This window comes from Enterococcus sp. FZMF (genome assembly GCF_030263915.1).
Taxonomy (GTDB): Bacteria; Bacillota; Bacilli; order Lactobacillales; family Enterococcaceae; genus Enterococcus_D; species Enterococcus_D casseliflavus.
Map to the genome: position 1 here is coordinate 2035902 of NZ_CP127160.1, position 25071 is coordinate 2060972.

Genomic DNA, 25071 nt, shown 5'->3' on the forward strand with positions numbered 1-25071 from the left:
GGAGAAAAGGCACATGTTCTATACAATAGAAGAATTAGTAACAGAGAGTAAAAATTATCCTTCCGTTGCAGAGATGATGATTGCGATCGAAGCAGAAAATACTGGCCGTAGTCGCGAACAGATCCTTGCAATCATGGAAAAGAATTTAGTTGTTATGGAACAATCAGTCGCTGAAGGTGTCGCTGGTGTAAAATCGGTGACGGGGTTGACCGGCGGCGATGCGACACGCATGAACGACTATCTTGCTGCCGGTGATTTTTTAAGCGGAGAAACCATTCTACAAGCGGTCCAAAATGCCATTGCAGTCAACGAAGTCAATGCGAAAATGGGCTTGATCTGTGCAACACCGACCGCCGGTAGTGCGGGTGTTGTTTCTGGTGTCTTGATGGCCGTACGTGAACGTTTGGCACTGACTCGAGCGCAACAAGTCGACTTTTTGTTTACAGCCGGCGCCTTTGGTCTAGTGATTGCCAACAATGCCTCGATTTCTGGAGCCGAAGGCGGTTGTCAAGCGGAGATCGGTTCTGCTAGCGCAATGGCAGCGGCAGCTTTGGTTTGTGCAAAAGGTGGCACCCCTCACCAAGCGGCTCAAGCGGTGGCGATCACCCTCAAAAATATGATGGGCTTGATTTGTGACCCTGTCGCGGGCTTAGTCGAAGTCCCATGCGTGAAGCGCAATGCCCTGGGATCTTCCCAAGCCTTTATCTCTGCCGACATGGCACTGGCAGGAATCAAAAGTGTTATCCCACCTGATGAAGTGGTCTTAGCGATGTATCAAGTCGGTCGGCAAATGCCTAGCATTTTCAAGGAAACGGCTGAAGGCGGTCTGGCCATGACACCGACTGCCCAACGCTTGCAGGCAGAAATCTTAGAAGCCAATCGTTGATTTTTTTAGAAACGAACACGAATAAAAACCAACCAAGAACAACCAATCGTTGCTTGTTCTTGGTTGGTTTTCATTTTCCCATGATTTCCAGCGACGAAAAGACATGCAACCCATGCTTGTTAAACAAGTACCAAATGGCATTGGCGATTTTTCTACTCCCACTCACCTAACCTATAGTGTTTCTTTTGGGCAACGGGTTTTAATACCTTCACAGGCTCGGAAAATTTAGGTTTTCCTTCTCTTTGATCCATTGGGACCAATGGCTGCTCGCTTTTTTGTGCTTTCAAGTCCATTTGTGGTTTTTCTTCCTGGGTAGCTTGTGCCTGATCGGCTGATTTTTGCCAGAGCTGTTTGCTGAGATCCAATAAGGGAATGATCATCATGGCGACGAGCCCGCCAGAAAAACCATTGTTATACAGATTCAAACCTCCATGTAAGAAATCAATATTCAGTACCATTGAGGCGTGGACAAAACCGACCACCAAGCCGCCTTTCCAGCCATAGGCATTCGTTACTGCACAGAGCATCATCGCAAAAATCGCTGACGTGACTGTAACTGTCTCGTTGATGGTGTATACGCTCAATAGATTGGCGATCGTCACCCCTGCCAATAAAGGCAGCGAGTTAAACACATGAGAGCCACAAGCAGAAAAGCCGATGACGCAAAAGATCGCACCGATAACTGGTCCGTTTAAAACCGCACCAATACTGACAACGTAAGCCACTAACAAGAATGTCATTAACCCCATATTGATCATCGTATTGTATACGCCAGTATCCCTTAAAATATCTCGCTCGATTTTGCCACTATGCGACCAAATCGCTCGCATATTCAATCGTTTTTTCTTGATCGCCATCAACAAGCCATAGCCGACGAATACCCCACCTAAAACTAGCATCATAAAAATCAATCGAGGTTGCTGCTCTTGAGATACTAATGTTCTTAGCTCGATCGTCAAGCCAAACATTCGGCAGATGGCAGCGACCAGTGTACATAGCATCCCTGAAGTAAATCCCGCACTGTATAGACTGACGCTTTGAAACAGCGCTTGAAAGTATAAGGCCATAGGAACCATCAAAAAACCGGTGAAGATCCCAATGCCATACCCCATCACTAGACTAAAGTATGGTGGTAAGGAATCATTGAAAGCAAAATAGCTGACGATTGGGGAAACCGATGACCCATAGAGGGCGATCAACAGAAATTTTTTCAATGGTTCGTTCATAAAATACGAATACAGTCGAACGCCTAAAAATATTGGGATAAAATTCAGGAGATTTTTTCCAAAAAAACCATAGCCAGTCACCATGAAGATCGCAGAGACTGCACCGCCCGTGATCGGTACCCGATAGTGATAGCAAATCGAGATCGCTACAAAGGTCATCAGACTGCTATTTAACAAAGCCGTCCCTACCGAGGTCATGGCAATATAATCGGTGACTAAATGACTTTCCGAAAACAAAATCAACTTGAGCTCTTCGATTGAGAGCGTCAATATTTTTGTGTAAATAAATCGTCCTTCTGCAAAATAATCTGTCACTTATTAAACATTGAAGCTAATGTATCGGTTACTTGCTGGAAACCTTTATGGCTTCTGCTTAGAAATTTTTGATTGTATGTATCAAAGATGGATACTAGGAAACGTTCTAATGATTCTTCATTTTGGAACTGCTCTTTTCTGCGGCTGTATTTCTTGATTTGCTTATTGAATGACTCGATCAGATTGGTTGAGTAAATGGTTCTGCGAATACTAGGCGGAAACTCATAGAAAGTCAATAAATCTTGGTTTTCTATGAGCGACTGCGTCACTTTAGGATAAGTTTTCTGCCACTTCTCAACCATACAGGACAAGAAGGTACTCGCTTCTTCCTTTGAATTGGCTTGATAAACAGTCTTAAAGTCATCACAGATTTCTTTTCGGTCTTTGACACGTACTTTATGAGCAATATTACGAGATACATGGATACAACAGTGTTGGTATTTTGCTTTCGGATAAATTTTATGAATGGTATCTTTCATACCTTTTAAGCCATCCGTAATAAAGAGCAAGACATCTTGAACGCCTCTGGAGCTAATATCTTGTAGTAGCTCATTCCAAACGTGTGTTGACTCAGTCGGGGCAATCGCATAACCTAGTACTTCTTTAGTACCATCTTCTCGTATTCCAATGGCAATGTAAATGGCTTCTTTTGACACGGTTTGACGTTTTAGTGGAATATAAGTAGCGTCCATAAAAATAGAGACATACTTATCATTTAAGGCTCTGGCTTTAAATGCGTTTACTTCTTCAGTCAACACTTTAGTCATGTTTGACATGGTTTGTGGAGTATAATGATGTCCATACATTTTTTCGATTAAATCAGCGATTTCAGACATCGTAACGCCTTTTTTGAACAAATGGATAATGGTTGTTTCCAATGTGTCGTTTGTTCTTTTGTAGGCTGGTAAAGTTTGTTGTTTAAACTCACCATTTCGATCTCTAGGTATCTCCAAGGTTAGTTCACCATATTCGGTTTTGATTGATCGAAAATAAGAACCGTTCCTCGAATTACCGGAATTAAAACCAGTGGGGTCATATTTTTCATAATCCAAGAAAGCCGTTAATTCTGTCCGTAGGAGAGTGTTTATCGCTCTTTCTAAGTGTGACCGGAATAATTCATTTAAATCGCCTTTAGTGACTAGAGTTTGTACAATTTCTGTAGTAAAATCATTCATAGGGAAGTCCTCTTTTCTGTGAATTGGTTGTCGTTAACTTTATTCTACAGAAGGGACTTCCTTTTTTGTATGGTTTTATTCATTTACACAAAATATTTTACACTCTCCTTCGATTGCCACCATTGGATCAAAAAACAACATAGCAAAGAAAAATAGCAGCAAATTGAAAAGAAATAACAAGCTATATCCATTATGTACAGAGATCATCCCTTTACCATGGGGATGAAAATCATTGTGAAACTTTACTCTAAAAAAAGTGACTAGTTTTGACATAGGACCCCTTCCTCTTATAAAGCGCTTACTGATTTTGAGAAAAAAAGTGGGCCAACGAATTGGTCCACTTTATTCTCATTACTGTTATTTTACCGTAAAAGAGTCATTCTTGCTAGTGAATCCAGTAGTTAAATCTTATCTACTTGCTCAAAATCAAGTTCTGTACTCGTTTCACGACCGAACATATCGATGTTCACTTTTAGTTTTTGTTTTTCTTCATCGATTTCTGCTACTTGTCCTTCTAGACCAGAAAACGCACCTTCGATGATTTTGACGGTTTCGCCAATTTCTACTTCCAGTTCAACCGTCCGAGTGCTCATACCGATCGAACGTAAAATTGAATTGATTTCTTCTTGTAATAAAGGCGCTGGCTTGCTTCCTGCACCATGGGAACCAACGAAACCTGTTACCCCAGGAGTATTACGTACAACGTACCAAGATTCATCCGTCATGACCATTTCAACTAATACATAGCCAGGAAATGTTTTATGAACGATTTCTTTGGTTTTGCCGTTTTTTTCTTCTGTTTCTACTTCTTCGGGAACGACGACACGGAAAATATAATCACCCATACCCATGCTTTGTGCACGTGACTCTAGGTTCGCTTTTACTTTGTTTTCATAGCCAGAATAAGTATGCAGTACATACCAATTTTTTTCAAAAGATTCCATTTTTTTCGGACTCCCCATCTTTTTGTAAAATAAAAAAACCTCAGCTGCACCGAAGTTTTTCCTCAAAGCGATTATAGCATGATTTGCGATAAATGACTAGCGCTATCAGTAAGAAGTCTTACTTTAGGATCCAATTGAAGACTGTTTGAATCAGTGTATCCATCACAAAGAACATCAATGCAAAAATAATGGTTGTTTGAATCACCACAAAGGTATCTTTCCGTAATTGCTTTTTTGATGGCCAAGAAACGTTTTTCATTTCTTCAACAACATTTTTCAAAAATTTCATTTGATTCCCTCCTTACTTCGTTTCACGATGCAACGTATATTGATTACAATACTTGCAAAATTTGTTGATTTCAAGGCGTTCGCCTTTTTTACCTTCACTGACTGATTTTGAATAGTTGCGGGATCCGCAGACAGAACAAGCCAAAGCAGCTTTTTTTGTTGCCATCTTAGTGTCCTCCCCCTTTTTATAAAGTTTTCCAACACTAAAAATACCATTTATTTAAGAATGTGTCAATTTTTGATTTTCTGTTGTAAAAATATAGTTTCTTCTAATTTTGTGGTATGATAATGGTGTTAAATGGGTATTTGGGAGGGAAAATTATGTTATTAAAAACAATGGTTTACAAAAAACGCGATTTAACAACGGTAAAAGAAACAGCTACTTTAGAAGAAGCGCTGGCAATTTTGGAAGAATCTGGTTATCGTTGTGTGCCTATCCTAGATGAATCAGGCAAGATTTTCAGAGGAAATATTTATAAAATGCACATTTATCGCCACAAAGCAAACGGCGGCGACATGACTTTGCCAGTCACTTATCTACTAAAAAATGCAACCAAATTTATTTATGTCAATTCTTCTTTCTTTAACGTTTTCTTCACGATCAAAGAATTGCCTTATATTGCTGTATTAGATGAAAACAATCAATTTTATGGCATCTTGACACACAGTTCTTTGTTGAACATGTTGTCACAGTCATGGAGTGTTGAGCAAGGAAGCTACGTGTTGACGATCGCATCAACTGGTCAACAAGGCGACTTAGCAGTCATCGCAAAAATAATCGCAAAATACAGCAGTATTGCCAGCTGTATCACACTGGATATCGGTAAAGATGAATTTATCCGTCGTACGATGATCACTTTACCAGCGAACACATCAAAAGAATTATGCGACAAGATCGTTTCTCAACTGGAAGCAAAAAATTTCAAAGTTGTGGAGATCGAAGACCTAAAAGCAGAATAAAACAAAAGATCATTCCTAAGAAAGAAAGGAATGATCTTTTTTCTTGTTTTTTGAGAACCATCAAAGCAAAAAACAAGATTTTTTTTTAAACGCGTTTATCGAAACGAACGGCACGATTGATGATATACATCACAGGTGCAGTGATCGTCATCACGATAAATTCACTCAATGCCGTTGTTGCAAAGGTTGGCCAGAAAGGTAATGCTAAGGTGATGTTTAGCATAATCGCAATCAGGAACATGCTTAATGAAAAAACAATTGTATTAAATGCGAGTCTTAAGAAAACATTTGGAATCTTCTTATGTACCAAGGCAGTTGCTCCTAAGGCTAAAAAGCTTCCGAAACCGCCGAATACGACATCCAAGATCCCCATTCCAAAGAACAAGTTATACACAACGACCCCACCGACGACACCCCACATCAATTTTCTGTTGAAAACGACTAAGTGATTCAACCCTTCAGATATTCTGAATTGAATCGCTCCTGAGGCGACTGGTGCGACCAGAACCGTTACAGCAACATAAAGTGCCATAATGATCCCATTGGCTGCGACGACACGCAAACGTTGATTGGTTAGATTTGTTGATTTTTCCATTTGATCCCTACTTTCTCCGAGTTTTGATTACGCGGGATGGTTGATGAACCGCGGTGCGCTTCGCACAAGTACTTATTATACACAAGAATATTGTTTTATCAACCTTTCTATGCACATTGTTCTCTTTTTGTTTTCCGTTTATTATATTAATTTGGATAAACTGTGTGGATGTTTTGTGGATGAAACCCTCGAAAGCTGTGTTATTTAATCTTTTTACTTTTATTACTTAGTTAAGCACTATCATTTTTGTTTACAAAGTATCGCCCTTTTCTGATACAATTAAGAAAAAAGAAGAGGAGTTTATAACGAACATGAAAAAAGTTTATTTGGGTGTTTTTATTGGTATCAATTTATTATTCTTATCGGCTTGCTCAAGTCCCGAAGATGAGAAAACAGTTACTCAAGGTTCTGCCACTGCTCAAACCGAATCAATTGTTGAATCTTCTGCTGAAAATACGACAGAAAGCAGCACCGTAGAAAGCAATAGCGCTACTGTGGACCGTGCCGAATATTCAGCGAATTTTTCAGAAGATTGGAATGGCCTGACCACGAACATCAATAAAGTAGTGATTGTAGAACTATCCGATGATGAGATTGAAATGCAAGGTCTAGAAAATAAATACGCTGTTCAAGTATATTTCGAAATTACCAACAATTCGGACATGGATTTCGATACTTATCCAGACCAAGCAACAATGGTCGTGGAGGGTCAGCAAATCGAAGCTGAGATGTTTTTAAGTGATAGTATTGGTGGAGAAATCTTAAGCGGTGTAACAAAAGAAGGAATTGTGACATTTTCAGTGCCTAAAATAGAAGATGTTAGCAACGTGTCTAATATTCGATTGAAATGGTCGGCTAGCTACGACACCGAAAATTACGACGAGGATAATTATAAAGATTTTGATGTCACATTCGATTTGACTAAATAATTGATGAATGGCAGAACTTAAAATACGGTTGTTTGAATTAAACAAACTCACAAAATTGCTCCTACCTGATTTGGTAGGGAGCTTTTTTTATTTTCTGTTCGCTTTACAAAACGAACGTTCGTTCGTATAATTCTTGCAAGGAGTGATTGATATGCAAATACCATTAGCTAATCAACGGACATATGCTTTTGAACGCTACTACTATGAGTTTATAGAAAGAATGGGTCCAGCGCACTTATTGTACGATCAATTTGTTCGGACGATGGAGAACTTCGGCAAACCCTACTTTACCGTGCCATCAAGCTATAGTGGTTACCCAGAAGAATTGGCTTATGTATTTAAGAAAGACGGAGAAAACTATCTATTTGATCACGTTAGGACACAAGACAAGATACTTAGGAAGTATGATCCTAACATTAAATATAAACCTGGCGGTAACTGATATGAACATAATCAGTCAATATGAGCAGGGCTACCTATCTTTCTCTGAGTTTATAAATGATTTTCCGTACAGTATTTCTGAGTCACAGGAAGCTTTATACGGCGCAAAATGTGTCGAGTTTTATGTTGCTGTCACTTTAGGTAAAACGGATTGTCGCTATTATGTACAAGCTTATGGAGGCGATTGTTATGAAATCGATGAAAGGCTATGTTTCGAAGATACGTGTGTTGAAGATGAGCAAGACCCCTTTGGTGCGGTTCTCTTTGGATAATGAGAATTGCCTGATTGCAGCGCATAGTTTGAACTTCTTGGCAGATGTAGATGAAGGAATGCAAATTGTGGTTGCTGGCGAGTATAACGATCGCAAACAGTTTGTTGTGAAGAAGTATAGTGTTCTTGGCAAAACGAAGATCATGATTGAATTTGAAGCAATGAATGTTCGATAAGCGTATTACTTTGCCTATTAAGTAAATTACTATATGATGATTATTATGATGACGGAACATGGTTCCACTTGCACGGCATATGAGAATATGCTGTGCTATTTTTTTCAAAAAAAATAACCCACCCTCGGGTAGAGTGGGCACAGAAATGATAAAAAAGATAGCCTTTTTAAAGGCTATCACTATTTTACAATTTATCTTAGTTTAATTCAAATAAAAATATTATATAATTTTGAGAGACAGATTTATTTATTTTTGTCATGAAGTGAATATTATAATATGCTGAAAAACATAGAAATATTTTAGACGATATTCTGAACAATAATATCTATTAAATAAAAATAATGATAAAATAAACAAGAAGAGTATTAGGCGCACTTCCCCAAGCTACCACCGCCTAACTACTCTTCATAAAGTATTGCACGCAATTACTAATGTATAGTATAAACTTATTTACTGCAAGTAAAACGAATATTAGAAAAGAAAGCCCCCTACTCAAATGAGTAAGGGGTATTTGTGTTACTTGACATCTTGCTCCAAGAACCAAGAATTGATTCCGTCCAGCAAGTATGCTTTTTTAGATTTAGATTGGTTAACTGATTTAATCTGTTTGATTTTATATTTCTTACCTTTAACCCAAGACGGGATATTTTGCCCGGTCTGGTATTGAGTGGCATGACTTTGCACTGTCACGGTATCGCCTACTTTTTTAGTAGCGGTTGTAGTTGAGCTAGTAACCAGTTGGATATCGTTCTTGTGGGCCCAACCTAGGCTGTCAATCAAATATGGTTTGTTGCCACTCACAACTCGCTTGATTGTGCCAGTTTTACCACGACTAGCAGTCGACCGACCAGCGCCTGTACTATCCTTATATAGCGCATCAGTGATTTTCACCTTGTCTCCTACTTTAAAACTTGTTGAAGCAGCTGGCTTGCTTGTGGATGTATTGTTGTTGCTAGATGAATTTGCAGAATATCCGAACACAGCCAGCGCCGCATTAACTGCTGCATCCATTTTAGCGAATAAAGCTTTCATATCGGATGCGTTGTCGATAAATCCCCATTCGATCAACAGGACTTTTTTACCTGATCCCGAGTTACGAGCGATACCTAGCCAAGAGCCGTTTTTGGCGCCACGATCAACTAAACCTAATGTTTTGGCAATTGCGGCAGATACCTTGGCAGCTGTTGCTTTATTAGTTGCTGAACCATATAAGACTTCCACGCCCGTAGCTTTTCCGTTGAAGGCATTCAAGTGATTAGAAATTTGCCAGCCGTCAGCACATTTATTGATGTTCGCCGCTACATTGTTGATAATTCCATTCGATGTCGAGCTTGTATTATCGGTAACGTTTTTTGCGCCAGTTTTCTTGACCATTAAATCGGTGATTGTACGTGCTACATCCGCTTCTTTATAACCGCAGCCTACCGCTCCTGGATCTGTCCATGCATTTCCGTTTTTCTTTCCGCCATGTCCTGCGTGTACTGATTGGATTGTCATAAATATTCCTCCTTTAGGTATAGAAAAAGAGCGGCTTATTCAGCCACTCCTTGGTCAACGCCATCTTTCATCCCTTTTACTGCTGATTCGATTAATAGATTCAGCTCGTCTTCGGTGAACTTGATGCCGTTCTTGTTAAGCAAGTCCACTAACTGAGCTTTGGCTTCTTGTAACTTAGCATCTCCGTTTGCTTCTGCGTAAACTTGCTGAACTGCTGATACAACGATCGCTACATAGTTTTTCTTGCTTTCCAACTGAGCTAAGACACCTTTCTTCTTCAAGTATTCTGATCCCTTTTGACCGATAAAGGCCGCAACTAAACCAACCACAACAATCAATAAGTTTAACAATGCATCTTGTAGTGCTTCCATCTAAATTCCGCCTTTCAAAATAGTGTTCTCATTTTTCAATGTTTCGTTTTCTCCTTCGAGTTCTTGAATGCGTTCATCACGTTCTTCAACTTGCAACTCAAGAAACCCAATTTGTTCCTTGTATGCCGTCACTTGCTTCTCGTGTTCTTCCTTAAACTCTCGGAATTCTGATCTAACTGCTGCTAGCTCGTCTTTAAATTCCTTCACTTGCAATCGATAGCCTTCAATAATGTTTCCCATGTTTTGGATATACAAAGCTTCTGCGTTGTTATCCCCTTCTGTTTTCACTTCTTCAACTTTGTTCTTCCCCTGCACTTTAGCCACTAATTTCGGACCGTATACCGCCGAAAGAAAAACGCCGATAATCGTCATGATTTGCGGAAATCCGCTGGTCCAAAATCTATCCATCTGCTTCATCCTTTATAATTATTTCCTGTTGATGTGCCTTCAGGATATTTGTGCTCATTAGCGCTATTGTGAAGCAATAAATCCACGATGGATTTGTACTGCCATCTATGAAAGTTACCAAGAAACAAGAGCCTAAGAGGAGCCACAGAAACAGCAATACAAAGTACAGAGGGAGTTTGAGATACACATTATCAATTATCAACCCAAACACTTTCAAAGCGCCGATGATTATAAACATCAAACCAAAATAACGACCACCAATAAATCCGAAGATATTATTAATAGCCGCATATGCGTTTGAATATGAAAGTATGTTTGAATTGAAAAAGTGGTAGAAGCCATAGGCGATTGAACCTAGAGAGAAAGCGAAAGATGTACTTCGTTTATTAATATATCCGAGTGTATATCTAATTAATTCCCACATATGCCACCTACTTTCATAAAATAAAAAGCACACTCGACTGAGCGCGCTTAATTTACTACTTATCAAAATTTTCGGGTGTAAGTACTAGATAATTAATTTTTTCAGAATCCTCTATAGTACTCATGTCAAATATATCTTCAAGCTCAACTTTCTGATCAAACCTTTTTAGAATTTTAATATCAATCAGTTTAATTTTTTCTTCATCGCTATAATTCCAAAAATTATGGACTAACTCTTCAATTATTACAGCAATTCTAGCGCTCTCATTTCTGACATTTGCTAGTTTAGAGTAATCTATGACAGAAAAACGAATGTAATTACCTATACTACTCATTTTCAACTTAACTTCTCCTGAAGCAAGGATGATTAAGTTCGTACCCTTTAGTTTTTCAATATTGATTCCTTGCGACTCCATTTCTAACTCTACAAGTTTTATGGCCATTAGTATTTCCATGTTTAATTTTTCTGGCATCTCAAAATCTGCGCTTATAGAAATTCTATTTCCTAATGGAGTGTCTAATGTTTTTATCATTTGTTCTTTCATCCCTAAAATTTCCATCATTATCTCCTTTGGTTTTTACAACAATGATATCATTTTTAAAGGATTCAATAAATTTCTTTATTATCTTTTTCTTCTCAATATTATCTTCTCTAAACGCTTCAGTTGATAAGTTTTCAACTTTCATCATTCATCACCTACTTTCCTAAAACATAATCCACAACACAATTAGCCAAAAAGCAGACAACCAAGAATGATTGTCCGCCATATTTGATATTTTCCTAATAATCAAACTGTCTATTATCTCCCGCGCCAAAACGTTTAATTTCTGCATGTCGATTTTCTAAATCGATACAAAAAATATCCCACGCGTCTTCTGTGATTGTCCCTAATGTTCGTTCTAAAATCTCGCCAGTTGTAGCAGATGTCTTTTGATTTAATGTTTGGCTACAAGTTGTTGATATTTGATAAAAACCGAGTTCTTCATCTAGATACAAATTGTCCGCATGCACATGGCCACAAAGTGTCGCAATCAAGATATGCGTTTTCGCATAGTCTACATCTATACCCAACGTTTCATTTGTGTAACTTGATCCTTCTTTAAAAGCTTTTAAAATACCTAATAATACATCACCATTTTTAGCGAAAGTCGCATCAACAGATAGAGCAGCGGATAAGTTGTGGTGTGAGATAACCAACACTTGCCATTCTTGTTCATTATTTTGCTTTTGGGTTAAATCAAGTGCGTTTTCGGCTATCCATTTTAATTGTTGCATGTCGATTCCCCATCGTTTTGAATTACCACTCGCCTCACTACAACTGTTGACGACAACAAGTCTTACCTTATGTTTATCATCATCCACGTAATAATACCCTAGTGTTTCGTCATCCGGGAAAACTACATTTGTATTTTGTTTTTGACTTAGAATAAACCTATTAGCAAACTCGCTTTTAGGTAATGTTCCGACATCATTACCACCTGTACCTGCCTGATCGTGATTGCCCTGAGCAACATAAACCGGCGCTTTTATTTTCTCTAATGCAAGTTGACATTGATTATAGTAATTGCGCACCTTTTTTTTATCAGATTCTGTTAAATTTATATCACCCGCATGCACATAAAAGTCGCAAACGCCAAATTTACTTGAATAAACCAAACTATTTAAATGCCGCGAATCTCCATGAGTGTCTGATATCAACCCAAAAGTAAGCATTTTTTTGTTTTTGGTCTCCGAAATTTCGTCCACTATATCATCGACACGCGCGATAGCATAGTTGGGCACACCATCAACCGAGCTCGATAAAAATCCATTTATCGTATACTCGTAAGGCGTTTGTACAGATCCTGTATCAGCATTTAGATACAACAAAAAAGTAATGTCTCCTGTAAGTGCTGGGTCTCCCAACGGTACGACAGAAATAGCTCTAGTGGAATGCCTAAAATATACCACTTGTTCGCCACTCAACATATTTAGACTAAACAACGAAGGTTGTACATTAGTTGATCCATCGATAACTCTAGTGAATCGAGGAATTATAATTTTCTTACTAATAAAATCAATATTCACAGGGTCAACAGTTGTTGATAACATGCGATTTTGATATAAATCCCCATTTTTTACAGCGACACCATCTACAACTAAAGGGACTGTCAAATTACCCAGACCTGTTGCCAAATCGAATACACCAAAGTTGACATAATTTTCATCCATTGCGTTGTACATAGTGATGGATTTAACTGTAAATTTTCTTGTAGCAATATCCAACAATAATGTCAATTTATTGCTCATTCCTGTTTCAAAAGCTTCCGCAACGTCAGTAGAATGATTGGCAATGTTATAACGTGTTAACCCTTGAAAAACATCCCCTGCACCAACTGTCAGCGTTTTTAAAGTTGTATCTAGATTTAGCGTTCGATTTAAAACCGATGGCAAGTAAAAACCAGGTTTTGAAATCCCGGTTAAATTGCTGTTTGTAACTTCTCCGTCTGTTATTCTTTCATTCCTGATCTTCTGACCATTCAACGTAAAGGGAATCCTTACGTTTCCTGCTAATGTATCTATTCTGAAAAAGCCACACAAAACAACGTTTTGGTCAGTTAAGGCGATATAATCAGCACGAGACAACAAGTCGAAAGTAGAACTCGATCTAACAAAAATCAAAAACAAGTAGGTCTGATTAGTTAACAAATTAGACTTATCTTGCGTTCCGGAAGCAGTGACATACGGTTTATTGGCAAAGAAAAATTGTCCAGAAGGCGTGGTCAAAACACCGCTAGTCGTGTCAAAATTAACTTTTGCTCGCCAATCATTCGGAATAAAATAGCCACTTTGTACAAGCGGAGTTACTTTGTTTGTATTTACCGATGAATCTACTATGTTATCTGTAGAAACAGAATTTTTTCCTACTACAGCAGGTTGATTAGTGATGTTCTCTCTAGCGTCTTGAGCGATCATCCCCCACGTAACTTGACCAGCTCCGTTTTTATCGACCTTTCCAGCGGCAAGACTGTCTACTTTCTGGTTTGTGGTACTTAAGCTCGTTTTGTCTGCTTTATTTGTATCTAATTCATTATAGTTGTTAACTACTCCACTCTCTAATATGTTTAATCTTTCGGCCGTAACTACAGATCCGTTTTCAATATTTTGAGTTTCTGTCTTACTTTCATCATATTCTTTCCAATATTGTCTTTGATAAACCATTTATGCATCCGCTCCTTCAAGTTCTGATATTCTTATTTCTAAATTTTTAATAGCTGAAAAAAGTAAATATATTAATTTGGTTTCTGAAACAGTTCCATCTAAATCTATAATCGAGCTGTCTGCTATGAACTCATTGGAAAGCAATATCCCTAAGCCGCTATCTCCATTTACCAAATATTCAAACGAAACCACATCGGTGTTTTTTATAGCTTGTATCGCTATGTCGCCATCGAATATAACCGGGTTCCTTATTTGATCTGCAGATATATTCGAAACAATTTTTCCGGCGTTGTGTAGAGAAATCATACCGTTTGACAACATAACTTTGTTTTTATCATTAATCCTAGTTTCAACAGACTGTTCATCGAAGCTAACCTTCAACTCATCGCCACTATATTCACCAACAAGTTTATCGGCTTTTACCTCTTTAATTTTTTCTCCCTCAATAGAATTATTATCAATTTCAGTATTCATACCGATTCTTATTTTGTTGGGGTTTATTCGTAATGTATTGTTATCGGGATCTTTTTCCTCGGATAAATTAATCTGTTCAATAATTTTTTCTTTATTGATCATTTCATTTTTAACACTTGCAACTTGAGCTGCTACAGCTTTGACCCCAGAATCAGCTTTACTCTTATATGCTGTTGTTGCGTTCGAAACTGCTTCTGCTTCTGCTGAACTAGTCGCACGCAACCCTCCGTTATAGGAAAGAGTGTATTTCAAATTAGGTATCTTGTATTGATTGCCTTCGATATCTTCGACAATCATCCAGTCTCCTGCTTCTATCGAAGGGATACCACGCCATTCAATGTTGAATGGATAGTACTCGACCTTACTAAGCAGTGAAAATATATCTTGCAAATCTTTTTGACTAACAAATGGATTATCGATTTCTAATTGATTACCTGTGGTAGATCCAACTGTTATACTAGCCGAATCGCCCGCTGGAGAATTTGTCAATCCGCTGATTTTATATTTCAAATCATTTTTGCTTAGGCCTTTCGAATAGTACAAATCTGTATTGATAATCTTCACAGTATCGCTACCACTCTTTAGTTGAAGTACATCATATTTGGAAAACTTGATGTATCCTGCTACATACTGGGAAATATAACCCAACACTTGCCTAACGGTTAGGTCTGTTGGTATAGTTGTGATTTTTTTATCTGGCAGTTGTAAGAATGTTTCAACATCCATGGTAACGCCTGCTTGATAGCAAGCATCTGCAGCTACATCAAATAGCTTGGCTGGGAAAGTTACCGTTGGATTGTATGTGCCTTCCAGAAACAAAACTGAGTCCATACAATTTATAGTTGTTGTTTTTTCGTTCTCATCAACATCTACATGCTCACTAACAAAAAAAGTGCCTAACCGAACGTATTCAATTGGGTTCTCATAAAAAATCTTGTTCAGATAGCCGCCTATTCTCATTTTGTTAGTCTTATTCACATATTTTCTTGCTTCAGAACCTGTTTTTTGTTCCCGTTCAATACCCAACTCTACGATCACTTGATCCAACTCATTGATTCCACGGATAACCTTATCTAAAGTTATCGAGACATAATCAGAAAAAACAGACCCGATTTGATAACCAGGTCCGTTTATACTTCCAGATTCAAATTTTATATTGAAAATATCAGCTTCAGTAAATGACTGATCATTAATAGTGACCCGTGCATAAATTTTACGTTCGTTTTTCTCGAAAGCTTCATTGAATTTAATACTTGATTTCAACATATAATCACTCCTCAATAAAACTTAGGGTTAGACCTTCCCACTTCATAGCTTGAAACTTATCATTCCAAGAATATGAAGCGGCAGTCCTATCCCCTACGTAAAATCTTTTAGTTGTATTTCCGCCAACTTGCGGATCAGGATATGAAACCGAGAAAAAAGCAGCAGATACTTTTGAGAGTATTTGTGATATTTCGCTATCAGATAATGGTCCCCAAGCAATATCAAGCTTTACTTTCTCTGCGATTATATCTCTGATCATTTTCCCGCTGGCGTTTCTTCCGGTAGAATCAGCATCAATTGTTTGGATGCTTGCTGAAAAAGTCTTGGGTGGCTTGACCACGCTCCCATTGATACTTAAGTTTGCCATCTTACCACCCTCCTATTTTCCAATTACTGGATTAACGCCAGTTTGTTTCTCAATTTTTTTTATTTCCTCTAGTACAACTGTTGCTAAGGTAGCACGATCAACTTTAAGGTTTACTTCAGTCCTTGTCGGAGTTGGATTGTCACCGCCTCCATTACCCGGACGATTTAGCAACATCAACAGAATACGGTAAAGTTCATCTGTTCCCATTGATTGAGAAGGTGCGCTTTGATTGTTGAAGCTTGAAGAAATACTTGAAACACTAGTTGGTTCTGTGAACATTTCTGGCAAAACAAGGCTTGAGTTGAACATATCAAGCCCAAGATACTCAACAGCTTGTTGAATCAGTTCAGCAGCACGTTGAGGTCTCTCAAGTGGAATGACCATCTCTTTCTTGTTGCCTTCACCCATGCGATATAAACCGTCTTGAGTTACCAAACCGCCATTCTCATATCCAACACCTCGATAAGCTGCAGCAAGTGATCCATAACGACTTAATGCATATCTCATAGATGCCAAAATATTCGACATTGGGTCCCAAATATTTTTGTTGTATGGGCTTCGGGCATACGCTCTAAACGTTGGATCAATAACCTGCATCAAACCTTTTGAAGGTGTGCCATTTTTGGCGTTGATATCCCAATTGTTGATAGCGTTAGGGTTACCATTTGATTCAGTCTTCATTTGGTAAAGCGTGCGATTTGCATTGGCTAGTGAGTAAATTCCTAGTTTGTTCAATGCGCTATTGACAGTCGAACGCCATCTTTCTACTGATGAACCATACTTACCAGCAACTGCTGCACCTCCAGATGCACCAAACGAAGCATTCTTGTCAATGTCGCTTGCTCCGAGTGAGCCGTTGATATGCAAATGATCGTAATGGTCGTTTGCTGGCCATTTAACCCAACTACCGCTTGATCCAGTACCAGACATTCCTTTTCGGTCTCGAACTTTACCTTGAGTGATTACGTAAGCTACTTTTGAAGCAAAGTTATCAAACACCCAGTTCGCTGGAGCAAAGTATTTCGAAGATCCGTTCATACTTGCTGGATAGGCGACATCAATTGCTTGATGCTTTCCGTGGGAATGTGGATCACCTGGTCTAAAGCCAGAAGTGATTCTCATACCAGGATATCGATCGACAGTTTTTCTAGCGATATCATATAGGTATTTGTATACACCCCAACTCCCCATTGATCCATCAAACGAACTATTTTGTGCTTCATATCCTGCATTGAACTTCGATTTAAACCATTCATAAGAACCTTCTGCGATCGTACCAACGGAACCTTTCGCCATTGATAGAGCCGGTTCAACAGCACCTTTCAAGTTAACGAACTTAGAAATTGCAGCATTCAAAAGCTTCTTCGGATTTGATGCATAAGACCAAATATCCGATGCAATTTCTTTTGCACCATTCCATTTCTCTTTAAACCATTCACCTATACCATTTGCATAGGCTGGTACGCCATACATTGCAGCAGTCTTTGGACCACTTAAAACAGACGTTCCTTTTGGTAAGTTAACCATCAGATTTCTTTGCGCTGGAAAGATACCCGTACGTCCATCTGGTGTCCGGTAAGCTTCCTGATAATTAGAACCTAGTCCGTCGTTGACCAGAGCCATGCCGCCTGGATGATACCCAGTACCTTTAGCATAAGTAGGAATTGTCCATTTTTTCAAAGCGCTACTTCCTGCACCAACTTTGTTTAGTACCCAGTTGATACCGCTGATTACACCGTTGACACCTTTTCCGATAACTCCGACCATTCCGTTGAAAATTTTTCCAGCGCCTTCTTTGACAGATTTGACACCATTGCTCAAACCTTTACCAATCTTGCTACCTAATCCGGTTGCCCAACCAGTAATTTTATCGAAAGCTTCAGAAGCATTTTTCTTCATTGTTTCAAAAGATCCGCCCATACTAGTCTTAAGATTAGAGAACGCTATGCTTGCTTTTGATTTTGCATTTCCTGCTGCTGTTGTAACTTTGTCTTGTATTTCATTCCATTTTTCAACGGTATTCTTTTTGACGTTACTCCATCGATCAGAAATGTTCGTTCTAAGTTCTTGTAAACGTTTGGATGCATTATCCTTAGCAGTTCTTGCTTTGTTTGATACATCTGTAGAAAAAGTGTCCCAAGTTTCTTTGGTATTCTTCTTGATGTCACTCCATCGTCCGCTAACATTCTTCCAAATATCAGAAGCTTTTTCCGAAACAGTTTTCTTGGCGTTGGCCCAAGTATCACTGGTCCATTTTTGAACATTTCCCCAAGTATCAGAAACAAAAGTCATGATGCTGCCAAACTTGTCATCTATGACATCTTTAAGTTCACCAATCGCTTTTTTAGGATTCTTAACTGCGTTAGCAACTTTTTCTAACACGCCAGCAAGAATTTCTAACCCTTTTGTCAAGAGTTCAATTTGTCCAATAATCAGGAATTTAGCCACCTGAGCAAGAGGAACAATAACGACATCCCAGAACCATTTAAAGATTGGTTTGAAAATCTCAATTACTTGGTTCAGCACATCTAGAGCAGCTGATAGATAATCAAAATATTTGGGCACGTAGTCTTCAATGTAAAAACTTGCCAGTGGCAACAATACGTTTTTATACAACCACTCAAGCCCATCACCTACATTTTTCAAGATTGGACGAATCGATTTGAATAATCCATCTATAGCTTTGAGTAATGGTGTGAAATCAAGATTCTTCGCCCATTCTTCAGTCGCTTTGGTCATGTCGTTTATATTGCCTAGCAAATCATCTACTGCATCAAGAATAGTGCCGAAAATAGACTCCCCAACCTTGCCCTCTTTCCAAGCTTTCTTCAACTGTTCAGCTATGTTGCCGATCGTGTTGAATATGTTGGTATAGATTTCAAGGATATTGGCAGCTATACTTTCTCCACGGCCATCATTCCATGCATCACGAAAAGCAACAGCAATTTCATGAAGCAATTCAAGGATTCGGTTCCACATATCAAAAATGGATTGAATCAAGCGTGTTCCTCGTCCGTTGTCTTCCCACGCTCGTCTGAAAGCACCAGCTATATCGCCAATGATCCCCAGTACATCTGCCAAAAGAATAAGGATGTTTTCGATAAACTTCTGTCCAGTTCCATTCGTCCACACTTCCATAAATGACTTGCCGATAGCAGAAGCCAAACCTATTACCTCACCTAATGCATACTTCCAAGCATCGATCACTCGCTGTCCTTGATTTTTCCATGCATCTTGGAAAGGTTTGAAGAAATCCTTCAAAATATTTTGAATATCCTTCATCCATTTGGGCGTAGAATAGTTACCAGTTGCAGACCCAAAATCAATACCAGGAGCAGGATCTTCTTTCTTTGCATCATCAGTATTCATCGTTAGCTTGTTGATTTGATCAAATCCCATTAACGATCGTTGCAGTTTTTTGACTTTCTCATTGGCCTTATTTGCAGAAGAACCAGTATCGTTCAGCGCTTGGATATTGTCATACAATCCACTAGCGCCTTGTTTTGCCGCGTCATAGGTTGTCCCGAATAACATTGCAATAAATGAAGCAAGCTGCCCCGTGAGTTGGGCCACTGTACTCATTAACGCATTCAACGCTGGTAAGATTGCCGTGTATATTGGATAGAATGCCGTCATAAGATTGACTTTAATCTGATTCAACGAGGCGCTGAATTGATCGTTCGTTTTCAATGCTGACATCATACCGCTAGCCATTTTGGTGATTGCGCCACCTAATAATTGATACACAACTAATGAAGGTAGCAAGTATTTCATTGACTGGCCAAAAGCGTTTGTGCTTCCAGTCATTCTGTTTGTTCCGGCCGTTACTTTATTGGAGTTACTAGAAAATAGACTTCCGAACTTTCCAATAAATCCAAGAGAGTTCCTTAAGCCATTTCCGACGCTCCCAAATCCATGAGAAACTGCATTGGACATGCGGTTGAATACACCGCCATATTTAGAAACAGCCCGTTCAGATTGTTTCAATCCTGTACCTGTCATACTAGCGCCGCTAGAGGCGTTACCCGTTTGGATGGATGATTGTCCTAATGCTGAATTAACTCGTTGTAGCGCCTTTCTCAGTGCGTCTGCGCGGTCTTCTGTTTGTGCGTATTCCTTTTGTAATCGATCGTTGTCGCTAATCAGCTTATTCATCTTGATAGATTGCTTTTGGATCTCGCCAGACGTTTTCAGAGACTGAGGAGTATCCTCATAGTTCTTGAATCCAGAACTAAAACTTCCAGTTGGCACACGTTGATCGTTGTACTCAGCTTTTAGTGTTCTTAGTCGCTTACGCATCGCTTCAATCTGCGCTTCGTTTTGGCTCATACCTTTGGTTATGTTGTCTAAAGACGACGGCACAGCGTCTAACTCACGCTTGATTGTATTGCCCATGCCTTTTGCTTGATCTTGGAATTTCGTCATCTGAGCTTGCGCTCTAGCAATCTGTTCATCGTATTTAACCACTTGGCCAGTATCGCCTTTGTTAGATGCTGATTGTCGTTGTGATTTCAGATAAGCAACCTTTTCTTGCGCTGCTTTTGCTTGACCCATCTTGGCATTGATTTCGTTGACCATGGCATCGATTTCTTTGGTAACTTTCGGCCGCGCCTTGCGGATTCCAGAAGAAAAGTTATCTCCCACCGTTTCAGATGTTTGCTTTGTTGATCGTTCAAAGTTATTGAGTGACTTTTCAAGCAGCTGCGTCATCTTATCTAATTGCTTAGAGAAGTTGTTTGCACCTTTTTCGATGTTCATGTTCTTTTCAGTACGATCCATAGAGTTGCCAGACATTTGCTGAATACGATTCATTGCAGCCTCGATTTTTGGCAGCACATTCTCTAAGGATTGCTCAACTCGTGCAGTATTGATATCCAACAGGACTTCAAGTGTTTCTAATTCCATGCTTTCTCACCTACCTTTCTTCAATGAGTTTTTTTCTTTCTCTTGTTGCTTTGATAGCCTGCGCTTGGGCCAAGAACATTTCTTGCTCACGCTGCATAGTTTCCTGCTTTGTTTCTTCCTCCGTTTTTGCTTCTTCAACGGCTTGTTCAATTTGTTTGAGAAATGGATAAGCATCTTCAAATTTTGGAAACTTCTTCGGATCATTAAATGCAAAAACGGCTAGCCTTTGCTGAGAATAGTCGAATAATGCTTTTTCTTTTAACTCATTCTCTTTGATCTTTTTGTTTGCTTGAACTTGTATCATGATTTCCTCAAGCGTCATTCCCCAGTAGTCAGTGGCAGGGATTCCTGATTCGACCGCTTGTGGGTACATGTACTCAAGCATTTCGGAAAGATTATTGAAGTTTTTTACAGAAGACTGTCTTCGCTGTTCGTTTGATCCAAAGATTCCCCATCTGTCGCTTCGTTCGCCGTTTCTTTCTTTCCGAAAAAACCAGCTTCATCCAAGAAGTCATTGATTTCGCCAAATAGATCCATCGTTGTTTTTCCTGATTCAATGTATTGCTCGAACGCATCAACGATTGCTTTATCTGTCACGCCGCTTGTTTTATTGGCGCCTTGTAAGATAATCAATAAACTGTTGGCTGGTGGTAATTTGATTTCGCCTTGTTTTTTAACAAACAGTCCCATAATCCCTTCATCTAAGCGCTTTTCGATTGCTAAAATCGATTTACCGTCTAAACGAAGTTGTAAAGTTAGGTCTCCTAGCTGAAATGATTTAGTGTTTGGCATTTGTACTACGTTGTTTTTTGACATGTATGTTTCCTCCTAAGTTATAAAAAATAGAGACCAAGGATTATTCCTCAGTCTCCGACTCGTTTACGTTATCTTACTCAGTAATATTGAGGATTGTTACGCCCCCGGCGCAGGAGCTGGAGTAATATCTGGACCATCGCTCACAACTACCCCTAAGTTAAAGCCGACCGCTTGGTTAACTTCTACCCCGTCGAATTTGTAGTAAGGCTCTCCCGTAAATTCTGATGTCATTCCATCTGGGAACGTAATTGTCCAATCAACAGATTTTCCAGTTTCAACTAGTGCGTGAATATCACGGAAGTTATCTCCTTGATATACGATCGCAAATTCCAAGTTATCAGTATCTTCAATACCCTTGATATACGCCTTCTTTTCTGATCCCAAATGTGTAACATCAACTTTTTCTGGTTCACTGCCCAACGCCGGGATAGATTTAACTGCTGCTACAGTTTTAGTTGTTTCGCCATCTTTATAAGTTAAGACAGTGCCTTTTGATAATAGTCCTGCAAAATCCATGTGTAATTCCTCCTATTTTTTGAATACATATTTTGTATAGTTGTCAACCACCGCTGTTACTTCAACGATGATTCGCTTTAGATCAGCCGTGTTAGCATCCTTGGCGGTACCAGAAAAACCAATACTACCGAACGTGCTTAAAACACTTTCAGCAATACTGGTCTGGCTTTTGTCTCCGTATAATTCAACTGTGATTGTCCATTCTGTTTGTAGCTCATTGCCCAACGAATCAATCTGATGTGGCTTGTTGGCCGTTCGATAGATAGCCAATGGAAAGGTGTTCCAAGTTGAAGGATAGTCCGTCGCGATCTTTTTGATAGCAGTAACGGCTTGTAGAACTTCAACAGTCACTATCTTCATATTCACTTTTTCCATCACTTCAACTCCCTTAACTTGCGCTGCACATGCTCTTTATAGATTTCTGGTGCTTCACCAATCAAATCTACTAGAGAAGGATACAAGAACGGACGTGCTGGCTGTCCTTTGGTAATGTAGAAGTCTGTACCTTGAACAGTCACACGAGGAATACCGTATATAGCTTCCAAATCTACAGCAACATCTTTTGCTGGGATAAACCATGCTGTTTGCGAATAAACTGGCGTGATTCCGTCTGGCAAATCTTTAGGACTAGCTTCACCGACAGGACCAGTACCAAACTCTCGAAACATAGCCTGTTGCTTATCTGACCAGACACGCCCGACTATTTGATTTTGTGCGTTGATGACGACCTCATTCTTCAAACTACCCAACAATTCGCCGCTAGAATATTTCATGCTAGACGATAATCGCAATTCAGCGGTTTGTTTAATCAACTCGGTAATTTCAAAAGTTGCATCCCACATCGCATCATCTAAGATTTGCGGTATTGCTTTGACTTTTCGCCGTAACCTTTCAAGGCCTTTGATTTCAACTCCCACGATTATCATTCCTTTCTAGCATAATATTCTTATGTGTAGAAAAAGTCTGGATAGACCTGATCGTAAAGTCGGGTTCTTCGTCTTTGCCAACGTACACGCAAACACCGTCTAGTTCGTTCTGTGCCTCGTTAATCTTGTCGCCTTGGTATTTGCATGCTTTCATTGTTTCAAGCTTGCTACCGTAAATCTGTGCGTTTACCGTACCGCTTGCAGCTTGAACATTCATTCGTAACTCAATTGGATCATATGGGTAAGTGATTATTTCCTCTGCTTCTTCGTCAAGGGTGACTTTCCGCCTCTTTAGATAAACAGTTTGTAGGCTATTGTTCAGTAGGCGCATAGTAACTCACAACCTTTCCTACACGGAACCTGTTTAGACCACGTTGGATAGTAGCCGGTATATCGGTCAAGAAAGATTGCGACACGCCACCTTGAGACCTTGAAGCTTCACCTTCAGCGCCCTGTTGGTTGTACGCGATAGTCGCAAGTTGTCTTGCATACACCCACATGCTCTTAATCATTTCCTCCCGACCAGTATAATCAAGGACGAGTGCGATAGCGTCCTCGATCAATACTGTTGCTGAGATAGGAGATATCTCCAATTGCTCAGCTAGTACTGAAATAACTTCATCTCGTTTCTCGTCCATGATTTCACTCCTTATTCGCCAGTTCCGCCAGCTACCGTTGTGGTTGGCGTCCAAAGTTTGTGCTTGAATTGAACGATACGAACATTTTTAGATTCGTATACACGTTCCCAGTTACCGCCAGTAGCTAACTCAGTGTTTGTTGGAGAAGAACCAGCAACAGACTTACTTGTGAACTTAACTCCACGTGGATGTAACAAGAAATGTTGTCGGTTAACCAAGATATCATCGCCAGCTAATGCATCACGATCTGTTTCTGTTGGAACTGGAGCAGCGCCGTTACCTAAACCGATAGCCCCTTGGCCAAAGATGTAAGATGTGAACACTCCGCCAGAATTAGGCATACCATCATCAACGATCACGCGTTTACCCATGTAAGTTGGGATTTTCGTGTTGTTTGAATCTAGCAAGAACTCAATCAAGTTTTGTTTACGCAGGTTAGCATATACAGATGAATGAACGGCAATGGCAGTCAGTTTTTCTTCTGCATCACCTAATTTGTATGAAGCATCTAGGAATGTTTCACCAGTGAATGCTGCATCGTTACCTGTTAAAGCAGAAATATCTAAGCTATTGTCGCCCATTTTAGTAGTTGTGGCACCAAACACACCTTTTAAGACGCTCAACAAAGTAGCTTGTTGACGGCGGGCCCAATAAGCAGCAACCAAGTCACCGATAGCACGCATAGGATCGTCACCAGACAATGCTTTAGATAAATCATTTACTTTCCAAGCTTTACCACGCATCAAGAGAGCGGCAACGTCTTGACCAGCAGTGATTTTATCTGTTGCCAATGAATCTGTATCAGATAACACTTCATCGTCGCCTGTTAAATCTTGCCAAAACGGCATGTTGATCAACTTACCACCAGCAGTAGCCAAAGCATCTAATTCTGGATCTTTCACAACGATTCCCGATTGGTACAACGCTGATAATTCAGCAGTACGTTCAATAACGTAACGATTGAAGACTTCTGGTACAATGACATCTTCGATTTTTGTTTTAGCAGCAAAATACTGCAAGTTCATTTTCATTAAACTTTTTTTCATTTTTTCTCCC

General features: G+C 39.4%; 28 protein-coding genes and 2 pseudogenes. 5 read left to right on the forward strand and 25 right to left on the reverse strand.

Annotation, left to right across the window (positions count from 1 at the left end):
• The first annotated feature begins 13 nt into the window (after positions 1 to 13).
• Positions 14 to 886, forward strand: a complete 873-nt coding sequence (gene sdaAA / locus QN079_RS09825; RefSeq protein ID WP_289229634.1) for an L-serine ammonia-lyase, iron-sulfur-dependent, subunit alpha — start codon at positions 14 to 16, stop codon at positions 884 to 886.
• A gap of 152 nt (positions 887 to 1038) precedes the next feature.
• Here sdaAA and QN079_RS09830 read toward each other — a convergent pair whose 3' ends face one another.
• The 6 genes from QN079_RS09830 to rpmG all read right to left on the reverse strand — a co-directional run bounded on the left by QN079_RS09830 (position 1039) and on the right by rpmG (position 5000).
• Positions 1039 to 2427 (reverse strand): DUF1576 domain-containing protein, encoded by a 1389-nt coding sequence (locus tag QN079_RS09830; protein ID WP_289229635.1) that lies wholly within the window; start codon positions 2425 to 2427, stop codon positions 1039 to 1041.
• The gene (locus QN079_RS09835) at positions 2424 to 3602 is read right to left on the reverse strand and encodes an IS256 family transposase (protein ID WP_289229636.1); all 1179 of its coding nucleotides are present in this window, start codon (positions 3600 to 3602) and stop codon (positions 2424 to 2426) included. Before QN079_RS09835 ends, QN079_RS09830 begins: the two co-directional genes overlap by 4 nt.
• A gap of 75 nt (positions 3603 to 3677) precedes the next feature.
• Positions 3678 to 3875, reverse strand: coding sequence for a hypothetical protein (locus QN079_RS09840; protein WP_289229637.1), 198 nt, complete (start codon positions 3873 to 3875; stop codon positions 3678 to 3680).
• Between the two features lie 128 nt (positions 3876 to 4003).
• Entirely contained in the window at positions 4004 to 4546 is a 543-nt protein-coding gene (gene nusG / locus QN079_RS09845; protein ID WP_005229769.1) for a transcription termination/antitermination protein NusG, read from the reverse strand.
• A gap of 118 nt (positions 4547 to 4664) precedes the next feature.
• On the reverse strand, positions 4665 to 4835 hold the full coding sequence (secE, locus tag QN079_RS09850) for a preprotein translocase subunit SecE (protein ID WP_005229766.1): 171 nt from the start codon (positions 4833 to 4835) through the stop codon (positions 4665 to 4667).
• A 12-nt stretch (positions 4836 to 4847) separates the two neighbouring features.
• Positions 4848 to 5000, reverse strand: coding sequence for a 50S ribosomal protein L33 (gene rpmG, locus QN079_RS09855; protein ID WP_005229764.1), 153 nt, complete (start codon positions 4998 to 5000; stop codon positions 4848 to 4850).
• A 155-nt stretch (positions 5001 to 5155) separates the two neighbouring features.
• On the opposite strand from rpmG, the gene cbpA reads away from it, so the two are divergent.
• Entirely contained in the window at positions 5156 to 5794 is a 639-nt protein-coding gene (gene cbpA / locus QN079_RS09860; protein ID WP_005229762.1) for a cyclic di-AMP binding protein CbpA, read from the forward strand.
• 85 nt (positions 5795 to 5879) lie between these two features.
• Here the strand turns inward: cbpA and QN079_RS09865 are convergent, their stop codons facing one another.
• Positions 5880 to 6389: a QueT transporter family protein gene (locus QN079_RS09865; RefSeq protein WP_005229760.1), complete on the reverse strand. Its 510-nt coding sequence runs from the start codon at positions 6387 to 6389 to the stop codon at positions 5880 to 5882.
• A 311-nt stretch (positions 6390 to 6700) separates the two neighbouring features.
• Between QN079_RS09865 and QN079_RS09870 the strand changes: the two genes are divergently transcribed.
• The 3 genes from QN079_RS09870 to QN079_RS09880 all read left to right on the forward strand — a co-directional run bounded on the left by QN079_RS09870 (position 6701) and on the right by QN079_RS09880 (position 8206).
• Entirely contained in the window at positions 6701 to 7318 is a 618-nt protein-coding gene (locus tag QN079_RS09870) for a DUF4352 domain-containing protein (protein WP_213357303.1), read from the forward strand.
• A gap of 151 nt (positions 7319 to 7469) precedes the next feature.
• A complete protein-coding gene (locus QN079_RS09875) occupies positions 7470 to 7760 on the forward strand; it encodes a DUF5960 family protein (RefSeq protein ID WP_289229638.1) in 291 nt (96 codons plus the stop codon).
• 188 nt (positions 7761 to 7948) lie between these two features.
• Entirely contained in the window at positions 7949 to 8206 is a 258-nt protein-coding gene (locus QN079_RS09880) for a hypothetical protein (RefSeq protein ID WP_289229639.1), read from the forward strand.
• A 519-nt stretch (positions 8207 to 8725) separates the two neighbouring features.
• Here the strand turns inward: QN079_RS09880 and QN079_RS16690 are convergent.
• The 18 genes and pseudogenes from QN079_RS16690 to QN079_RS09965 all read right to left on the reverse strand — a co-directional run.
• Positions 8726 to 8908 (reverse strand): annotated as a pseudogene (locus tag QN079_RS16690) (N-acetylmuramoyl-L-alanine amidase); the annotation flags it as partial.
• 327 nt (positions 8909 to 9235) lie between these two features.
• Positions 9236 to 9703, reverse strand: a pseudogene (locus QN079_RS16695) (N-acetylmuramoyl-L-alanine amidase); the annotation flags it as partial.
• A 35-nt stretch (positions 9704 to 9738) separates the two neighbouring features.
• Positions 9739 to 10074, reverse strand: coding sequence for a phage holin, LLH family (locus tag QN079_RS09890; RefSeq protein ID WP_289229641.1), 336 nt, complete (start codon positions 10072 to 10074; stop codon positions 9739 to 9741).
• Positions 10075 to 10482 carry a hypothetical protein gene (locus tag QN079_RS09895; RefSeq protein WP_016611208.1) on the reverse strand — a complete coding sequence of 136 codons (408 nt, stop codon included), beginning with the start codon at positions 10480 to 10482 and terminating at the stop codon, positions 10075 to 10077. It lies immediately after the preceding gene.
• A gap of 479 nt (positions 10483 to 10961) precedes the next feature.
• Positions 10962 to 11438, reverse strand: coding sequence for a hypothetical protein (locus tag QN079_RS09900; RefSeq protein ID WP_289229642.1), 477 nt, complete (start codon positions 11436 to 11438; stop codon positions 10962 to 10964).
• The gene (locus QN079_RS09905; protein WP_289229643.1) at positions 11404 to 11595 is read right to left on the reverse strand and encodes a hypothetical protein; all 192 of its coding nucleotides are present in this window, start codon (positions 11593 to 11595) and stop codon (positions 11404 to 11406) included. Before QN079_RS09905 ends, QN079_RS09900 begins: the two co-directional genes overlap by 35 nt.
• Positions 11596 to 11686: 91 nt before the next feature.
• Positions 11687 to 14107: a metallophosphoesterase family protein gene (locus QN079_RS09910; protein ID WP_289229644.1), complete on the reverse strand. Its 2421-nt coding sequence runs from the start codon at positions 14105 to 14107 to the stop codon at positions 11687 to 11689.
• On the reverse strand, positions 14108 to 15847 hold the full coding sequence (locus QN079_RS09915; protein WP_289229645.1) for a hypothetical protein: 1740 nt from the start codon (positions 15845 to 15847) through the stop codon (positions 14108 to 14110). It abuts the gene before it with no gap.
• Between the two features lie 4 nt (positions 15848 to 15851).
• Positions 15852 to 16214, reverse strand: a complete 363-nt coding sequence (locus QN079_RS09920) for a DUF6711 family protein (RefSeq protein ID WP_074934705.1) — start codon at positions 16212 to 16214, stop codon at positions 15852 to 15854.
• A gap of 12 nt (positions 16215 to 16226) precedes the next feature.
• Entirely contained in the window at positions 16227 to 21119 is a 4893-nt protein-coding gene (locus tag QN079_RS09925) for a transglycosylase SLT domain-containing protein (protein ID WP_289229646.1), read from the reverse strand.
• A gap of 10 nt (positions 21120 to 21129) precedes the next feature.
• Positions 21130 to 21504 (reverse strand): hypothetical protein, encoded by a 375-nt coding sequence (locus QN079_RS09930; RefSeq protein ID WP_289229647.1) that lies wholly within the window; start codon positions 21502 to 21504, stop codon positions 21130 to 21132.
• A gap of 23 nt (positions 21505 to 21527) precedes the next feature.
• The gene (locus QN079_RS09935; RefSeq protein WP_195493240.1) at positions 21528 to 21935 is read right to left on the reverse strand and encodes a DUF6096 family protein; all 408 of its coding nucleotides are present in this window, start codon (positions 21933 to 21935) and stop codon (positions 21528 to 21530) included.
• Between the two features lie 96 nt (positions 21936 to 22031).
• Complete coding sequence (locus QN079_RS09940) at positions 22032 to 22451, reverse strand: phage tail tube protein (RefSeq protein ID WP_289229648.1); 420 nt, start codon at positions 22449 to 22451, stop codon at positions 22032 to 22034.
• A 12-nt stretch (positions 22452 to 22463) separates the two neighbouring features.
• Positions 22464 to 22826 (reverse strand): hypothetical protein, encoded by a 363-nt coding sequence (locus QN079_RS09945; protein WP_289229649.1) that lies wholly within the window; start codon positions 22824 to 22826, stop codon positions 22464 to 22466.
• Positions 22826 to 23368: an HK97 gp10 family phage protein gene (locus QN079_RS09950; RefSeq protein ID WP_289229650.1), complete on the reverse strand. Its 543-nt coding sequence runs from the start codon at positions 23366 to 23368 to the stop codon at positions 22826 to 22828. Before QN079_RS09950 ends, QN079_RS09945 begins: the two co-directional genes overlap by 1 nt.
• Entirely contained in the window at positions 23358 to 23708 is a 351-nt protein-coding gene (locus QN079_RS09955) for a hypothetical protein (RefSeq protein ID WP_289229651.1), read from the reverse strand. The genes QN079_RS09950 and QN079_RS09955 overlap by 11 nt, the downstream gene beginning before the upstream one ends.
• Positions 23689 to 24015 carry a phage head-tail connector protein gene (locus QN079_RS09960; RefSeq protein ID WP_289229652.1) on the reverse strand — a complete coding sequence of 109 codons (327 nt, stop codon included), beginning with the start codon at positions 24013 to 24015 and terminating at the stop codon, positions 23689 to 23691. The genes QN079_RS09955 and QN079_RS09960 overlap by 20 nt, the downstream gene beginning before the upstream one ends.
• Before the next feature lie 11 nt (positions 24016 to 24026).
• Positions 24027 to 25040 carry a major capsid protein gene (locus tag QN079_RS09965; RefSeq protein WP_502875133.1) on the reverse strand — a complete coding sequence of 338 codons (1014 nt, stop codon included), beginning with the start codon at positions 25038 to 25040 and terminating at the stop codon, positions 24027 to 24029.
• Positions 25041 to 25071 lie beyond the last annotated feature (31 nt).

Bases quoted from the DNA above. Each gene is read 5' to 3' on its own strand.
- sdaAA (WP_289229634.1), top strand. From the start codon at position 14: ATGTTCTATACAATAGAAGAATTAGTAACAGAGAGTAAAAATTATCCT.
- QN079_RS09835 (WP_289229636.1), bottom strand. From the start codon at position 3,602: ATGAATGATTTTACTACAGAAATTGTACAAACTCTAGTCACTAAAGGC.
- QN079_RS09840 (WP_289229637.1), bottom strand. From the start codon at position 3,875: ATGTCAAAACTAGTCACTTTTTTTAGAGTAAAGTTTCACAATGATTTT.
- nusG (WP_005229769.1), bottom strand. From the start codon at position 4,546: ATGGAATCTTTTGAAAAAAATTGGTATGTACTGCATACTTATTCTGGC.
- secE (WP_005229766.1), bottom strand. From the start codon at position 4,835: ATGAAATTTTTGAAAAATGTTGTTGAAGAAATGAAAAACGTTTCTTGG.
- rpmG (WP_005229764.1), bottom strand. From the start codon at position 5,000: ATGGCAACAAAAAAAGCTGCTTTGGCTTGTTCTGTCTGCGGATCCCGC.
- cbpA (WP_005229762.1), top strand. From the start codon at position 5,156: ATGTTATTAAAAACAATGGTTTACAAAAAACGCGATTTAACAACGGTA.
- QN079_RS09865 (WP_005229760.1), bottom strand. From the start codon at position 6,389: ATGGAAAAATCAACAAATCTAACCAATCAACGTTTGCGTGTCGTCGCA.
- QN079_RS09870 (WP_213357303.1), top strand. From the start codon at position 6,701: ATGAAAAAAGTTTATTTGGGTGTTTTTATTGGTATCAATTTATTATTC.
- QN079_RS09875 (WP_289229638.1), top strand. From the start codon at position 7,470: ATGCAAATACCATTAGCTAATCAACGGACATATGCTTTTGAACGCTAC.
- QN079_RS09880 (WP_289229639.1), top strand. From the start codon at position 7,949: ATGAAATCGATGAAAGGCTATGTTTCGAAGATACGTGTGTTGAAGATG.
- QN079_RS09890 (WP_289229641.1), bottom strand. From the start codon at position 10,074: ATGGAAGCACTACAAGATGCATTGTTAAACTTATTGATTGTTGTGGTT.
- QN079_RS09895 (WP_016611208.1), bottom strand. From the start codon at position 10,482: ATGGATAGATTTTGGACCAGCGGATTTCCGCAAATCATGACGATTATC.
- QN079_RS09900 (WP_289229642.1), bottom strand. From the start codon at position 11,438: ATGATAAAAACATTAGACACTCCATTAGGAAATAGAATTTCTATAAGC.
- QN079_RS09905 (WP_289229643.1), bottom strand. From the start codon at position 11,595: ATGATGAAAGTTGAAAACTTATCAACTGAAGCGTTTAGAGAAGATAAT.
- QN079_RS09910 (WP_289229644.1), bottom strand. From the start codon at position 14,107: ATGGTTTATCAAAGACAATATTGGAAAGAATATGATGAAAGTAAGACA.
- QN079_RS09915 (WP_289229645.1), bottom strand. From the start codon at position 15,847: ATGTTGAAATCAAGTATTAAATTCAATGAAGCTTTCGAGAAAAACGAA.
- QN079_RS09920 (WP_074934705.1), bottom strand. From the start codon at position 16,214: ATGGCAAACTTAAGTATCAATGGGAGCGTGGTCAAGCCACCCAAGACT.
- QN079_RS09925 (WP_289229646.1), bottom strand. From the start codon at position 21,119: ATGGAATTAGAAACACTTGAAGTCCTGTTGGATATCAATACTGCACGA.
- QN079_RS09930 (WP_289229647.1), bottom strand. From the start codon at position 21,504: ATGCTTGAGTACATGTACCCACAAGCGGTCGAATCAGGAATCCCTGCC.
- QN079_RS09935 (WP_195493240.1), bottom strand. From the start codon at position 21,935: ATGTCAAAAAACAACGTAGTACAAATGCCAAACACTAAATCATTTCAG.
- QN079_RS09940 (WP_289229648.1), bottom strand. From the start codon at position 22,451: ATGGATTTTGCAGGACTATTATCAAAAGGCACTGTCTTAACTTATAAA.
- QN079_RS09945 (WP_289229649.1), bottom strand. From the start codon at position 22,826: ATGGAAAAAGTGAATATGAAGATAGTGACTGTTGAAGTTCTACAAGCC.
- QN079_RS09955 (WP_289229651.1), bottom strand. From the start codon at position 23,708: ATGCGCCTACTGAACAATAGCCTACAAACTGTTTATCTAAAGAGGCGG.
- QN079_RS09960 (WP_289229652.1), bottom strand. From the start codon at position 24,015: ATGGACGAGAAACGAGATGAAGTTATTTCAGTACTAGCTGAGCAATTG.
- QN079_RS09965 (WP_502875133.1), bottom strand. From the start codon at position 25,040: ATGAACTTGCAGTATTTTGCTGCTAAAACAAAAATCGAAGATGTCATT.